The sequence below is a fragment of the Sorangium sp. So ce887 genome, assembly GCF_051521455.1.
Taxonomy (GTDB): domain Bacteria; phylum Myxococcota_A; class Polyangia; order Polyangiales; family Polyangiaceae; genus Sorangium.
In genome coordinates this window covers 3,720,101-3,734,099 of record NZ_CP150354.1, presented here as the reverse complement: position 1 = coordinate 3,734,099, position 13,999 = coordinate 3,720,101, and the positions used below count along the sequence as shown (strand labels likewise).

Sequence of the window (13,999 nt, the reverse complement as noted above, 5' to 3'; positions counted from 1 at the left end):
CCGCATCAATCTCCGAGCTTCTTCCTCGGGATGACGCTCTCGCCGCGCGCGTTGATGCCGGCTGCCGATTCGACACGATCGGCGTGAGGGCTGCCTGGATGCTCCTGGAGGAAGCGCCGCGCCGCCGCGTTTGCGCCCGCGCGATCTCCCTTGCTCGCCAGCGCCTCGACGCGGATCACGGCGGCCTCGTCGGCGAGCTGAGGGTCGGCGAACTCGCGCGCGTGGCGCGCCAGCAGCGCGAGGGCGGCCGCCGGATCGCCGCGTCGCAGCGCGCGCCGCGCCTTGTCGAGCAACGAAAGCTCGGAGGCCAGCGTCCGCGCGCTCCTTTCGCGCGCCCGGGGGCTGCCCGCCGCCGCGGCGGCGGGCGGGGGCGGCTCCTCGGCCGCGCGCTCCTCCGGGACGCGCGCCGGCTCCGTCCTGGCCGCGCCGGATGCGGGCGGCGCGGCGAGCGATGCCGGCGCGCCGAACGCTTTCTGAGCCTGGATCGCCGGCGCCGGCTCCGGCGCGCCGACGCTCGTCCATTCCGCGACCCCGAACGTGAGGATCCCCGCTACCGCGCCGATGCCGAATGCGCTCAAGAGCCCGCCCAGGCCCGCCACCTTCAGCGCGGCGGCCGCGCCCGCCACGACGCCGCCCGACCCCGCGACGCCGCCCGCCCCGGCGACGCTGCCCGCCCCCACCGCGCCGCCCACCCCTGCGACGCTCCCCGCCCCGGCGACGCTGCCCGCCCCGGCGACGCTGCCCGCCCCCATCGCCGCTGCCGCGCTGCACGCGCCCGTCGCGGCGACCGTGACGCCGAGCGCGACGAGCGTACGCCGGGTCAGGCCGATCGGCGGGCTCTCGTCGAGCGCCGCGCGGAGGAGCGTCGTTTGCAGCTCACTCTCCTTCTGGTCCAGGAGGCGCTCAGGATCACTCATTGCACTCACCTCGAAAATGGGCCCGCGCCTCGAGCCGCCGCACGGCGGCCTGGAAGTGCTCGCGCGCGCGGCGAAGGCGGGAGGCGACCGTGCCCGCCGGGAGCTCGAGCATCACCGCGATGCCCGCCATCGTCATCTGCTCCAGCTCGAACAGCACGAAGACTGCGCGCAGATCGAGCGGCATCGTGTCGAGGATGGCATCGATCGCCGCGCGGGCGCGGGCGCGATCCATCATCTCCTCGGGATTCGGCGCCGGGTCGACGCTGTCGCGGGGCTCCTCCTCGAGGACCTCCCGGCGCCGCTGCTGCGTCCTCCGCGCGCGCGAGGCGATCCGCAGCGCCGTGCCGAACAGGAACGCCGATTCCCGGCCGAGCTCGATGTCCCCCAGCCTCCGGGCCACCACGAGGAAGACCTGCTGCACCGCGTCTTCCGCGTCGGCGCGCGGCACGCCGAGCCGCACGAGCGAGCGCCACACGAAGGCCGAGTGCTCCGCCACGAGCGCGGCGAGGCGCCCCGCCGCCACCCGGCTCTCCGGTGGAACGGCGGCAGGGAGATGCACCACGGTCAGCGCTTCGCCACGGCTCACACCTCCTGCAATCTCCGGATCGCCGCCTTTTGATCATCAAATCGAAAGGCGGGCGCCGATGTTAGAGCGTCCAGGTGACCTCGGGCACATCGTGGACGCGCTGCGCCAGGCTCTCGACCACGAACCTCGCCGCACCAGCAGCAGCGGAAATTGCGGTCCCTCTTGCGCTCTGACCACGGACACGACCCGCCGATACGGTCTCGCATGCCGATCTCACTGGCTGAACGGCGCCTCGCTGCGCGCCGCGAAGGGGTTCAACAACGACGGCGTTCGGGCGCGCGGGTCCTCAGGGCACGGGCATCTCGAACGAGACGGCGTAGTTCGGCTGCGCAGCGCCCGTGGTCGAGCCGACGAACGGATCCGAGTCGCGGAGCTGGCCCCAGGTGGGGAACCCGTTCGGCCTGGCCGCCGCGTGGGTGGTCATCGCGTAGCCCACGGTGACGCCGCTCGCGGGTGGGTCGCTGCTGCACGTGATCTTCACCGCGTCGCCGGCGATCTCGACGGAGCTGATCTCGATCTTCGTGTTCCCCTGGCGGACCTCGAAGCCGCGCCCGTTCGCCCAGACGGTCGGCGCGGGGAGCACCTCGTCCCACACGAGCGGCGGCACCGGCACGTGGAACTGCACCGTGATCACGCGGCCGCTGCGCTCGACGCGCGTCGGCTGCAGCGGCTGCCAGTCGCGGCCCATCACGACCTTCTCGAAGTAGATCTGCCCGTACTTCTCGCCCATCTGCTGGGCGCCGACCGACGACAGGTGGACGCCGTCGCCTCGACCCGGGAGGTGATATTTCGGGCCGGTGCACACGATATCGCCGGGGTGCTCGACGCCGAGCCGCCACTGCGCCAGCGTGGAGACCGCCCGCTGGTTCGCGCCGAGCGGATAGCCGTGCTGCTGCGAGATGAACAGCGGGATCGTCTCGCTCTGTCCGGTGAGCTCCTCAAGATCGGCGTTGTAGTCGCTCCAGAGCTTCACGAGCTCATCTGCGTAGGTCGAGCTGCCCGAGTCCGTCTCGCCGTGCGTCAGGAAGATCGCCCCGACACCGTAGGTCTTGCCCGCTGCCTGGGCGAGGCGGGCGATCGCGGCGACCTCGAACAGCGTCGCCGCGTAGGCCCGGCCCGTTGTGCCGGTGTCGGTCGCGCCCTTCTTGAGGGCGCGAATCCCCTGCCCGTTCTCGCCAACGACCGTCTGCACGCTGATGTAGTCGCGGCCCGCCGCCTCGTCGACAAGGAACGAGATCTGGTTGGCCAGCGGCGCGTGCCCCGTCTCGCCGTAGATGTTGGCCGGGTAAGCGGGCGCCGGATTGCCGTTGGCGAGCGGACGGATGGGCTCGACGAGCGGCACCATCGAGAGCGCGCTGCTGTCCGGATCCCAGGGAGGCACGCGCGCATTCCCCAGCGAGAGCTTGAGGTTGTTGAACGGCTGGGCGGTCGATTGGATGGGCGTCGAGCCGACCGACAGGCTCTGACCGGTGCCGACGATGCCGGCCCAGTCCCACGGGATCCTGGGCGCGCCGCCGGCCGAGCCGCCCTGGCCACCCGTGCCTCCCGTGTTGGCCCCCCCTTCTCCCGCGCTCGCCGAGCCACCTTCGCCCCCGCTCCCTGCGCTGGCGGGGCCGCCCGCGCTGCCTCTACCGGCGGGAGATCGCGCGGAGTATCCTGCCTGGCGAGGGCGCGCTACGTCCGGTAACACCCGTCGGCGCGGCGCTACGATCGGTAACGCGCGGGTCGCAGCGGCCCGCGCGGCGCGGCGCGGTCGACCGGCGGATCAGGAGCGCGGCCGAGGGATGCCGAGGCGCTGGCGCCGCTCCCAGAGGGCCTTGCGGCTGATGCCCAGGCGGCGGGCGATCTCCGTCTCGGTCAGCTCGTGCTGGTGCTCGAGGACGAAGCGGCGGAAATAGCCCTCGAGCGAGTCGGACGGGGGCTCGCTCTCGTGCGCGGCCGAGGCGGGGGCGGGCGCCGCGGGCTGCGGCGCGTCGTCGAGCCCGAGCAGGGCCACCCCGATCTGGCTGCCCTCGGCGAGGACCATGGAGCGGTGGATGGCGTTCTCCAGCTCGCGGACGTTGCCCGGCCAGGGGGCCGCCGCGATGGAGGCGCGCGCCTCCGGCGACAGCGCGAGCGGCAGGTGGCCCGTCGTCCGCGCGCGCCGCGTGAGCAGCGACTCCGCGATGCGCACCGCGTCGCCCGGCCGCTCGCGCAGCGGCGGCAGGCGGATCTCGAGGACCCGCAGCCGGAAGTAGAGATCGCTCAGGAACGACCCCTGGCGCACCATCGCCGCGAGATCCCGGTGCGTCGCGGCGATGAGGCGCACATCGACGCGCCGGGCCTGCGTCGCGCCCACGCGCCGCACCTCGCCCGTCTGCAGGAAGCGGAGGAGCCGCGCCTGGACCCGCGCCGGCAGCTCGCCGATCTCGTCGAGCAGGAGCGTCCCGCCCTCCGCGGCCTCGCAGAGCCCCGCGCGCGCCGAGAGCGCGCCCGCGAAGGCGCCGCGCTCGTAGCCGAAGAGCTCGCCCTCGATGAGCCCCTCGGGGATGGCCGCGCAGTGGACCCGGACGAACGCGAACTGCCGCCGCGGGCTGAGCCGGTGCACGGCGCGGGCGAGCGTCTCCTTGCCGGTGCCGCTCTCGCCGAGCACGAGCAGCGTCGCCTCGCTCGGCGCGACCTTGCGCACCCGCGCGAACACCTCCCGCATGGCCGCCGAGCCGCCGATCATGCCCTCGAGCTCGTCGTCGTCCGGGGCGGGCGGCATGGAGGCCGACGCGGGCGGTATGGAGGCCGACGCGGGCGGCATGGATGAAGGCGGGTACGAAGGCGCGGGCGACGACGGGCGCGCCGCGCTCTCCGCGGGCGCGCTCTGCCCGGAGCGCACGCCGGCGAGGTGGTGCTCGACGAGGGCGACGAGCTCGGCGTGATCGAACGGCTTCGAGAGGTAATCCGCGGCGCCGCGCTTCACCGCGTCGACGGCCGCCTTCACGGTGGCGTAGCTCGTCATGAGCACGACCGGCGCGCCGCCGCACCGGCCGACGAGCTCCGTGCCCGGCGCGCCGGGCAGGCGCACGTCGGCGAGCACCAGGTCGAACGCGCGCAGATCGTCGGCCGCCTCGGCCTCGGCGATCGACCCCGCCTCGACAACGTCGTGCCCGTGGCGCGCGAGCAGCCGCCGGAGCTCCGTCCGGATGACCACCTCGTCCTCGACAAGCAGGATCCGGCTCACGGCGCCACCTCGGGCCCGCGCCGCGCCCCGGGCGCGCCCGCGTGGACGCCGCGGCGCGGCGCCTCCCGGACGAGCGGCGCGAGCTCGCGCGTCGCGCCGGCCTCCGCGTCGTGTCCTCCGCGCATGGGACCAAGGCTACTCAGGACCGGAACGTCTGAACACGTGCGGAAATACGTCGCAGCGCGTCAAGATGAAACAGCTCGGTTTCCTGCGTTACCGATCGTAGCGCCACGCGAGGGCCGAGGCGCTTTCCCCGCCGGCGGAGCGGGGGGTCTTCAGCCGGGCGCGCGGGAGCTCGGAGCTCCGCGCGCCCGACCGACCGGGCTCCCCCCGCGATCGGCCTCCGCTTTACTTGCTTGTGAACAGCGAGAGGTCGACGGCATTCGCCATCGCCTCCAGGCCAGTCGGGTTCAGGTGCAGCCCGTCATTATCGAAGTCGAGGCTATCCTGCAGCTTTGTAGGATCGTTGGGGTCGACGACCGCCGGATCCATATCGATGACGGCGTCGAACTTCCCGCTCGTGCGGATCCAGGTGTTGACCGTCTGACGGGTGGCCTCGTGCGCGACGGAGTAGTACCCGTTGCCGTTGAACGGCAGGATGGGCACTCCGTAAACGAGCATCTCTTTCGCGTGCGCCTTGTCGATGAACTCGCCATAGGCCGCGATCAGACCTTCGGCGACGGGCGGCGCGCTATCGTTGCCGATGTCGTTCACGCCGATGAAAATGATCACCCAGCGAGCCCCACGCTGGTCGAGGATGTCGCGCTGGTAGCGCAGTTTGGCGGTCGGCCCGAGCCCGCCGGCCAGCACGGTGCCGCCGCCGATCCCCAGGTTCAGCACGGCGACGTCCTCGGTCCCGGGATTGGCCCGCAGCCGGCGAGACAGGAAGTCTGGCCAGCGCGTGTTCCCGTCCGTGACCGAGCCGCGGCCGTCCGTGATCGAGTCGCCGAGGATAGCGATCGCCGCGGCCGAGGGATCGGCCATGACGTCGAGACCCGTGATGTAGTACCAGTGAGCGGTGCTCACCGGCGACGACAGCGTCGGCGACGAGACCCCATCGCCGGTCTGGATATACGAGTTCGTCCGTGAGCCCGGGTGCCCGGTGATGCCGGCCGGGACGCTGCCGAACCGGATGGTCACCGCGAGCTTGCTGATGGGCTTCAGCGCATAGTCGATCGGATCGGAAAAGACGGCTTTGCCCATCGGGATGGTCACCGACTCGGCGCCCTCGAAGGTCAAGGCCTTGTCGGTGCTCGCGTTGATGCCGTCGGCGGTCGTCGAGTCCGCGATGTGCACGGAGCTCATCGTCACCGGCCCGTCGCCGAACTCGTTCGAGAGCAGCAGCCGCACGTTGCTGCCTCCGATCGAGGTGTACACGACCTGACGCAGGGTGTTGTTGGCGAGGCCCGGAGCGGGCGGGTTGTTGCCCGTCTCGGTCAGCTGCGGACCGGTCGTCCAGGTCCCGACCCAGCGCTTCTCACCTTCGCCGCCGCCGCTGCCGCCGTCACCGCCGCCTTCGCCGCCTTCGCCACCGTCGCCACCCGCTCCGCCGGTCCCGGTCGCGGTCGAGCCGCCCCCTCCGGCGTCGTTGCCGCCAACTCCGGTACTGCCGGAAGCCTCCGTGCTGCTGGAGCTCGCCGCGCCTCCCGAACCGGTCGTCGCGCCGCTCGTCGCCGCGGTTCCGGGCGAATCATCGCCGCAGGCGGTGATCGATAGAAACAGAAGTGCGTAAAGAATTTTCCGCATGATCCTCGTCCAATGCTATGACACTTACACTCGCAGCCCACGGTGCCACAACGGGGCTCAAGCGACTACATGTTTCATTCCCGGGAGAGGCGCGGCTGATCTCGATGCCACGATGTGGCGTTACGATCGGTAACACCCCGGCGAGATCGCGTTGCGCTCGGGTCCCCGCCTCGCCGGCGTGTGAACGGTCACGCGGCGGCGCCGCGTGACGCCGGCGCGGATGCCTGATGAGATGGGGGGATGCCCCCGTGGAACGACGACGACGCCGCAGCCACCGAGCTCCTGCCGGGGCCGACGCGCCCCGCCGCGGCCGCGGCCGAGAGCTTCGCCCTCTCCGTCATGGCGGGCCCGGACGAGGGCCTCCGGTTCACCGTGGCGCCGGGGCTGCCCGCGCGTGTGCTCGCCGGCACGAGCCCCGCCTGCGACATCCCGCTGACCGACCGGCTCGTCTCGCGCCGCCACGCCGCCTTCGAGCTCGCCGGCGCGCGCCTGCGCGTCACGGATCTCGGCTCGACAAACGGCACCTTCGTCCAGGGGATCCGCGTCGGCGACGCGTACCTGCAAGGCAGCGAGCTCGTCCGGATCGGCGAGACGGTGCTCCGCGTCGAGGCGCTCGGCGTGACGCAGGCGGCGGAGCTGTCGCGCGCCGTGCGCTTCGGCAAGCTCGTCGGCGCCAGCGAGGAGATGCGGCGGCTCTATCCGCTGTGCGAGCGACTCGCGGCCTCGAGCGTCCCTGTCGTCATCGAGGGGGAGACGGGGACCGGCAAGGAGGTGCTCGCGGAGGCGATCCACGAGCAGGGCGTGCGGGCGGCCGGGCCGTTCGTCGTGTTCGACTGCACAGCGGTGCCGCCGACGCTCGTGGAGTCGGCGCTCTTCGGTCACGAGCGCGGCGCCTTCACCGGCGCGAACGAGGCCCGCCGCGGCGTCTTCGAGGAGGCGCACGGCGGCACGCTGCTGCTCGACGAGATCGGCGATCTCGATCTCGCCCTGCAGGCCAAGCTCCTGCGCGCCATCCAGCGATCGGAGGTGCAGCGCGTCGGCTCGAACCGGTGGATCCGCGTCGACATCCGGGTGCTCGCGGCGACGCGGCGCGATCTGGAGCGCGAGATCCAGGCGGGCCGGTTCCGGGACGATCTGTTCTTCCGGCTCGCGGTGGCCCGGATCGAGCTGCCGCCGCTGCGCAAGCGGCGGGGCGACGTGACGGTGCTCGCGCACCACCTCTGGCGGCAGCTCGCGGATCGCGGGGCGCCGATCCCGCAGGGGTTCAGCGAGCGGCTGGAGGACTACGACTGGCCGGGCAACGTGCGCGAGCTCTACAACGCGGTGGCGCGCCGCGTGGCGCTCGGCGAGGCCGCGCCGATCGAGACCACCCGGGCCGGGCTGATCTCGGCGGGCGCGCCGGCCTCGTCGGCCGGGCCCGCGTCGACGCCCCAGCCGGCCCAGGCGGCCGGGCCCGCGTCGACGCCCCAGCCGGGCGGGCCCGCCTCCGCGGCGATGCCGCCGTCCACGCCCGTGCCCCCGGCGTCGGCCGCGGGCGCCGGGGCCGGCGAGGGCGCCGAGCCTGCGACATCGGACGACATCATCGAGGAGATCCTCGCGCTCGACCTGCCCTTGCCGCGCGCGCGGGAGCGGATCGTCGAGCACTTCGAGCGGCGCTACGTGCAGCGCGTCCTCGCGCAGCACGGGGGCAACGTCCGGAGCGCGGCGGCCGCGTCGGGCATCGCGCGGCGGTACTTCCAGATCCTGCGCGCGCGGCGTTCCACCTGACGATGCGGCGCGCGCGGCGCTCGACCTGACATGTCGCCGCGGCCTCCGCCTCGGGCGTGGTATCGTCGCGTCGATGTTGCGGGCTCAGGGCGGCGCGTCGGCTGTCGTCCGCTACCTGCTCTTCGACGAGATCGGGGCCGGCGGCATGGCGACGGTGCATCTCGGCCGCCAGCACGGCGCGGCCGGGTTCCGGCGGACCGTCGCGATCAAGCGGCTCTACCCGCAGTTCGTCCGGGATCCCGAGCTCGTGGCCATGCTCCTCGACGAGGCGCGTGTGGCGGCCCGCATCCGGCACCCGAACGTCGTCTCGACGATCGACGTCGTGTCGAGCGGGGGCGAGGTGCTGCTCGTGATGGAGTACGTGCACGGCGAGTCGCTGGCGCGCCTGCTCCGCGCGGCGACGAGGGACGGCGGCGCGCCCCCGCCGCGCATTACGTGCGCGGTGCTCGCCGGCGCGCTCCACGGGCTGCACGCGGCGCACGAGGCCACAACCGAGGACGGCGCCCCGCTCGGCCTCGTGCACCGCGACGTATCGCCCCACAACCTGCTCGTCGGCGAGGACGGGGTGACGCGCGTGCTCGACTTCGGCGTGGCCAAGTCGGCCGGGCGCGCGGAGATCACGCGTGACGGGCAGATCAAAGGGAAGCTCGCGTACATGTCGCCCGAGCAGATCGCGGGCGAGCCGCTCAACAGGCGCGCGGACGTGTACTCGGCCGGGGTGGTGCTGTGGGAGACGCTGACGGGCGAGCGCCTGTTCGAGGGGCGGGGCGAGGCGCTCTCCATCCTGCGGCTGCTGCAGGCGGGCGTGGATCCGCCGAGCGCCCGCCGGCCCGGGGTGCCGCCGGAGCTGGAGGCGATCACGCTGCGCGCGCTCGCGCGCGGTCCCGAGGACCGGTTCCCGACGGCGCGCGCGATGGCGCTCGCGCTGGAGGCGACCGGCCTCGCGGCGTCGACCTCGGAGGTGGGCGGGTGGGTGGCCTCGCTCGCGGGCGAGTCGCTGGCGCAGCGCGCGGCGCTGATCGCCGCGATCGAGCCGAGGGCGTCGACCCCGAGCGCGGCGCCCGAGCTCGGGACCGGCCCGGCGGAGGCCGCCGCAGGCCCGGCGGAGGCCGCCGCGGGCCCGGCGGAGGCCGCCGCAGGCCCGGCGGAGGCCGCCGCAGGCCCGGCGGAGGCCGCCGCGCCGAGCGCACCGCAGGCCGCGAGCCGGCGGCGCTGGGGCGCGGTCGCGGCGACGGGCGCGCTGCTCGCCATCGCGGCGGCGGCGATCGGCCTCGCGCGCGCCGAGGCGCCGCTGCGCATGCGCGCAAAGGCCGGCGTCGCGGCGGCGGCGCGGGCGCGCGGCGCGGCGCGGCCGGATGCGCTCGCGCATCAGGCGCCCTCCTTGGCCGGCGGTGCCAGCACGGGCGTGCCGGGGACGTGGGCCGCGGTCGTGGCGCCGGGCACGTCAGCCGAGCCGGGCACGGCGAGCGCGCAGGCCACGCAGGCCGCGCCCGCCGCGCGGGCCGCGCCGGCCGCCCGCCCCGGCCCGCGCCGGCCGCCGCGCCGCGAGCCGGCGCGCGACGGGTGCAATCCACCGTTCGTCATCGATGGACAGGGCCACAAGCGCTACAAGCGCGAATGCTTCTGACGGAGGCCGGATGAACCAGCGCACCCCTCGTCGCTCCCTCGTCGCCGCCGCCGCCCTCTCGGCCCTCGCGTGCCTCCACCCGGCCCGCGCCCTGGCCGGCGACGCCGAGGCATGCTTCACGGCCTCCGAGGAAGGCCAGCGTCTGCGCGACGAAGGCCGGCTGCGCGAGGCGCGGGCGCGCTTCATCGCGTGCGGCGGCGCCGCCTGTCCCGACCTCGTCCAGTCGGACTGCGCGGGCTGGCTCTCCGACGTCACCTCGCGCGTGCCGACGCTGATCGTGAGCGCCCAGGACGAGCGGGGCCACGACGTGGCCGACGTGCGGCTGACGATCGACGGCGCGCCCCTCGCCGCGCGGCTGGACGGCAAGGCCGTCGAGGTCGACCCGGGCGAGCGCGTGCTCCGCTTCGAGCGCGCGGGCAGCGCTCCCGTGGAGCTGCGGCTCGTGGTGCGCGAGGGAGAGAAGCTGCGCCGCGTCTCGGCCCGTCTCGCCCGCTCCGCCGCGCCGGGCAGCGGCGCGGCCACGCCGGGAGCGGGCGCGATCGCGCCCCGCGAGGACCGAGCCGCGTCGTCGCCCGCGAGCGCGCTCTTCCTGCCCCTCGCGCTCGGCGGCGCCGCGGTCGCCGGCGGGGTCGCCTACGCAGCGCTCGGCCTGAGCGCGCGCGCCGACACCGACCGCCTGCGGACGACCTGCGCGCCGCGCTGCACCGAGGCGGAGGTCGACGCCGTGCGAACCAAGGTCCTCGCCGCGAACATCGCGTTCGGCGTCGGCGTGGCGGCGCTCGGCGGCGCCGTGGCCGCGCTCCTGCTGCGCCGCCCCGACGCCGCAGCGCCTCCCGCCGCCGCCGTGTATGGGGTCCTCTTGCCCGGGGGCGCCGCCGCGGCGCTCAGCGGCCGGTTCTGAGGCTGAGGAATCCCCTCAAATTTTTCGGAAAATTCACAGGGAGGCGGGGAGACGGGGAGTAAAATCTCAGAAAAACTCCCCACCTCCCCGCCTCCCTGTTCAATTTCCCGCTGTAAATGGGCACAAAAAGGAGATTCCCCAGGTTCTGAGGGGCGGAGGCTCCGGGAGAATCTCGCCAGGTAGTGCTCAATCGAGTTGACCGGTGGGCCATCTCCGGGAGCCAGCTGGCGTCCCATTTCAGCGGATCGACGTGGCCACGTACAGCATTCCGCTGCGACATCGCCGATCTGCGATAAACGGCCCGCGGCGGCTCTTCCCTGTCTTCTCGGCGGAGGGTGGTGGGGTCATTTGAACATGAAGGCGGGAAGGCGGGAAGAAAATCATCAATGATCTTCCCGCCTTCCCGCCTTCATGTGACATCCATCTGGGCAAATGCCCCCACCACCCGGCGGAGCCGTTTCGCCCCCTCGATTCGACCTCGAGACAACCCCTCCGCGCTCGCGCGGTCACTTGCGACCAGGGAGCCGTAGCTCAACTTGTTGAGCGTCGACAATGCACGCCCTCGTCGATGGAATGCGACATTTATCGTCATTTCCCGCCGCGCGCACCGACGAGCCACAAGGTCTGTGCACAGGAGGTCCGACCATGACAAATCGATGGGTCATCTCAATCGTGGCGCTTTTCTCCGCGATAGCGATGGGCGCCGCGGGCCCCGCAGCGCACGTGGAGGAGCCGACGGCGAACAATCCGGCATCCAGCGAAGCTCCGGCGAACGGCGCATCGGCGGACACCCCGAGCGTTGATTCGCCGATCGAGACGCCGGACCAGTCGTGCAAGCTGGACAACTGTCTCCGCCGTCATGACCCCTGCACGTGCAGCAATACAGGGTGGGCCGGATATTGCGGCACCGGCCCGCACCACCCTGGGTGTCTCTACTGCCGCTGCGATTGACAGCGGCCGGTGGGGTCGGGCGAGGGGCTCACTCTGCAGGGGACCGGGGCACCTTTGACGGTCGACGCCCTTCCGGCACGATGGTTTCACCGCGCGCCAGCATCGCCACGAGATCCGCGATCTTCTTCGCGCGACCCGCGGGCGTCTTCATGTTGCTCATGCGGAACGCCAGCGCGAACAGGTTCTGCCGCCCAAGCGTCCGAAACGTCTTGTGAGCTCGCGGGTTCGCCGCGATCGCGGCGCGCAGATCGGCAGGGAGGGTGTCCTCGGTTGCGCTGCGCATCGGCGCGTACGCCGCATCCCAGCGGCCATCGGCCTTGGCCGCGTCCACCTGCCGCTGCCCGTGGGGCGTCATGCGCCCCGCGGCGGTCAAGCGGGCGATGTTATCGCGGTTGATCTGACTCCAGACGCTCCGCGCCTTGCGCGGCGAGTACCGCTGCAAGAACGAGGCTTCATCCAGGGCCTTTCGAATTCCGTCGATCCATCCCCAGCATAGCACCACGTCGAGCGCTTGCGCCTGGGTCACCGTCGGCACGCCGGAGCCCTTCTTGTACATCCTCAGCCACAGCTCCGTCTCCTGCGCGTGGTTTGCGGCCAGCCACGTCTCGAACTCGGCTTCGGTACGGAAGCTCTTGATCTTTTTCTTGTCGGGGACGATCGGCGCCATGCGGTCTGCCTCGCAGTGCGGCCATCCTATGGCGTCCCAGCCGAAACGGCTAGCGCCGAGCTCGTCTGGTGAGGGGGTGGCACAGCGCTCGCGCGCCTCCAGGCGCTTCGCCCCGCATGAACCATGAACAGGACGCCGAAGGAGGCTGCCGCCGTGGTCAGGCCGATGCCGGTGATGCGCAGCGTCTGCCCACGTGCGCGAGCGCGCTTGGCGCGGCGAAGATGATCTTTTACCGTCGAGCCGTCGCTTTCTCCGGAAGCCCGAGAGCGCTCCTCCGCGCGCGTCGAACGAGGAAGATCGATCGCGACGCCGAGCATCAGGCATATCCACAGTGAATGCGCGACGAGACGCATGCATGAACGGTACTTACGCCCGCCGTACGGTGTCAACTGTTACAAATCGCCATGGAACGACCGGTTGGTGGAGAATGGACCGGTCGATGACGGAAGGCAGCCCTCGATGCTCTCGTACCAGAAAAATGTGAAGCGGTGGAGGGCCTACCTACATGCATCATCTTGGAATACCAATGATCGTGGTACCGTGCATGTTGTTGAACCCGTTCGGGCCACTCAGGTGTTCTACCGGGTATGGGCGAGCCAGGCAGCAGCTCCACCGGCTTCGAGTTCTTCCGGCGCCTCGCGAGGCGTCTTGGTGTTCCAGCGCGACATGCCGAGGACGTCGCGCAGGAAGCGCTGCTGCGGGGCCTGGAAGCGGACCAGCCGGTCGATCTCCGGCAGGCCCGGACGCCTTACGGTGCGACGATCGTCCTGAACCAGGCGCGAAATCACGTCCGGAACGCACGTCGCCGGGGAGAGGTCTTGACGTCCTTCGACGAGGATGAGCTTCGAGACGAATCCCCGAGTCCAGAAGACCTGCTCCGCGGACAGCAGCGCGAGGCGCTCATGCGCTCGCTGATCAACGACGTTGACCCCGAGTACCGCGATATCTTGATCAAACACGAGCTCGAGGAGATGTCGCTCGCGGACATCGCCGCCGAGCTGGGCTCAAGCTGGAGACGGTGAAGACACAACACCGCCGAGCGCTCGATCACTTGGAGGCGGCGGCGCGACGCCGGATGGCGCAGCAACGCTCGCGCGGATGGGCCTGGCGCAGCGTGGAAGCCGGGCGCTTCCAGCCGTCACCACAAGTTGCGGCTGGGAAGGCCCTCGATCGCTGGCTCTTCGCGGTCGCGTGGCATCACATGGGTGATCCCTGGGTCGATCCTGGGAAATCCTGGCCCTTTCTGGGTGGGTCATGGCGCACGACCAACTTCGGCACCGACAGCCCGAACGGCAGCCGCTTCGTGGAGCGCATCCTCACAGTCGTGACCACCCTGCGGATGCAGGGGCGCAACGTGCTCGACTACGTGACTGCCGCGTGCGAGGCATCGCTCCAAGACGCCGCCGCCCTCTCTGCTGCCCGCCTGACCACCAGGACATCACGCGTACTCCCGCGCCGATCGCAGGCCGGTCCGTGAACGCTTACCTTCGATCTTCCGCTTGGCGTGATTCGCTTCGACCTCGAAGGTCAGGCGTGGGCCTCGCTCGACGAAGACCCACCGCGTGTCGAGCATCGCGCTGACGACGCGCAGCGTCTGCCCGCCATCCATCATGGTGGAACACGCTC

Annotated in this window: 13 protein-coding genes; 5 read left to right on the top strand and 8 right to left on the bottom strand. The window is 72.0% G+C overall.

Translation table 11 applies throughout. The annotated features are described in order from the left end of the window. Positions 1-5: 5 nt before the first annotated feature. From WMF36_RS13870 to WMF36_RS13845, 6 genes are all read right to left on the bottom strand, one after another. Complete coding sequence (locus WMF36_RS13870) at positions 6-917, bottom strand: hypothetical protein (RefSeq protein ID WP_437580064.1); 912 nt, start codon at positions 915-917, stop codon at positions 6-8. Then, complete coding sequence (locus WMF36_RS13865; protein WP_437580063.1) at positions 910-1,479, bottom strand: RNA polymerase sigma factor; 570 nt, start codon at positions 1,477-1,479, stop codon at positions 910-912. The genes WMF36_RS13870 and WMF36_RS13865 overlap by 8 nt, the downstream gene beginning before the upstream one ends. Before the next feature lie 310 nt (positions 1,480-1,789). Continuing rightward, positions 1,790-3,193, bottom strand: a complete 1,404-nt coding sequence (locus tag WMF36_RS13860; protein ID WP_437580062.1) for a dockerin — start codon at positions 3,191-3,193, stop codon at positions 1,790-1,792. Between the two features lie 75 nt (positions 3,194-3,268). After that, positions 3,269-4,714 (bottom strand): sigma-54-dependent transcriptional regulator, encoded by a 1,446-nt coding sequence (locus WMF36_RS13855; RefSeq protein ID WP_437580061.1) that lies wholly within the window; start codon positions 4,712-4,714, stop codon positions 3,269-3,271. Further along, on the bottom strand, positions 4,711-4,839 hold the full coding sequence (locus WMF36_RS13850; protein ID WP_437580060.1) for a hypothetical protein: 129 nt from the start codon (positions 4,837-4,839) through the stop codon (positions 4,711-4,713). The genes WMF36_RS13855 and WMF36_RS13850 overlap by 4 nt, the downstream gene beginning before the upstream one ends. A gap of 223 nt (positions 4,840-5,062) precedes the next feature. Beyond that, positions 5,063-6,460, bottom strand: coding sequence for an SGNH/GDSL hydrolase family protein (locus WMF36_RS13845; protein WP_437580059.1), 1,398 nt, complete (start codon positions 6,458-6,460; stop codon positions 5,063-5,065). A 240-nt stretch (positions 6,461-6,700) separates the two neighbouring features. Here WMF36_RS13845 and WMF36_RS13840 point away from each other — a divergent pair, with 240 nt between their 5' ends. From WMF36_RS13840 to WMF36_RS13830, 3 genes are all read left to right on the top strand, one after another. Next, entirely contained in the window at positions 6,701-8,227 is a 1,527-nt protein-coding gene (locus WMF36_RS13840) for a sigma 54-interacting transcriptional regulator (protein WP_437580058.1), read from the top strand. A gap of 73 nt (positions 8,228-8,300) precedes the next feature. Next, a complete protein-coding gene (locus WMF36_RS13835) occupies positions 8,301-9,854 on the top strand; it encodes a serine/threonine-protein kinase (protein ID WP_437580057.1) in 1,554 nt (517 codons plus the stop codon). Between the two features lie 10 nt (positions 9,855-9,864). After that, a complete protein-coding gene (locus WMF36_RS13830; protein ID WP_437580056.1) occupies positions 9,865-10,755 on the top strand; it encodes a hypothetical protein in 891 nt (296 codons plus the stop codon). Between the two features lie 979 nt (positions 10,756-11,734). Here the strand turns inward: WMF36_RS13830 and WMF36_RS13825 are convergent. Then, on the bottom strand, positions 11,735-12,373 hold the full coding sequence (locus WMF36_RS13825; RefSeq protein WP_437580055.1) for a YdeI/OmpD-associated family protein: 639 nt from the start codon (positions 12,371-12,373) through the stop codon (positions 11,735-11,737). Positions 12,374-12,960: 587 nt separating this feature from the next. Between WMF36_RS13825 and WMF36_RS13820 the strand changes: the two genes are divergently transcribed. Both WMF36_RS13820 and WMF36_RS13815 read left to right on the top strand, forming a co-directional pair. Continuing rightward, positions 12,961-13,395 carry an RNA polymerase sigma factor gene (locus tag WMF36_RS13820; protein WP_437580053.1) on the top strand — a complete coding sequence of 145 codons (435 nt, stop codon included), beginning with the start codon at positions 12,961-12,963 and terminating at the stop codon, positions 13,393-13,395. Next, a complete protein-coding gene (locus tag WMF36_RS13815) occupies positions 13,392-13,850 on the top strand; it encodes a hypothetical protein (protein WP_437582070.1) in 459 nt (152 codons plus the stop codon). Before WMF36_RS13820 ends, WMF36_RS13815 begins: the two co-directional genes overlap by 4 nt. Here the strand turns inward: WMF36_RS13815 and WMF36_RS13810 are convergent. Then, positions 13,812-13,985 carry a hypothetical protein gene (locus WMF36_RS13810; protein WP_437580052.1) on the bottom strand — a complete coding sequence of 58 codons (174 nt, stop codon included), beginning with the start codon at positions 13,983-13,985 and terminating at the stop codon, positions 13,812-13,814. The genes WMF36_RS13815 and WMF36_RS13810 overlap by 39 nt on opposite strands. Positions 13,986-13,999 lie beyond the last annotated feature (14 nt).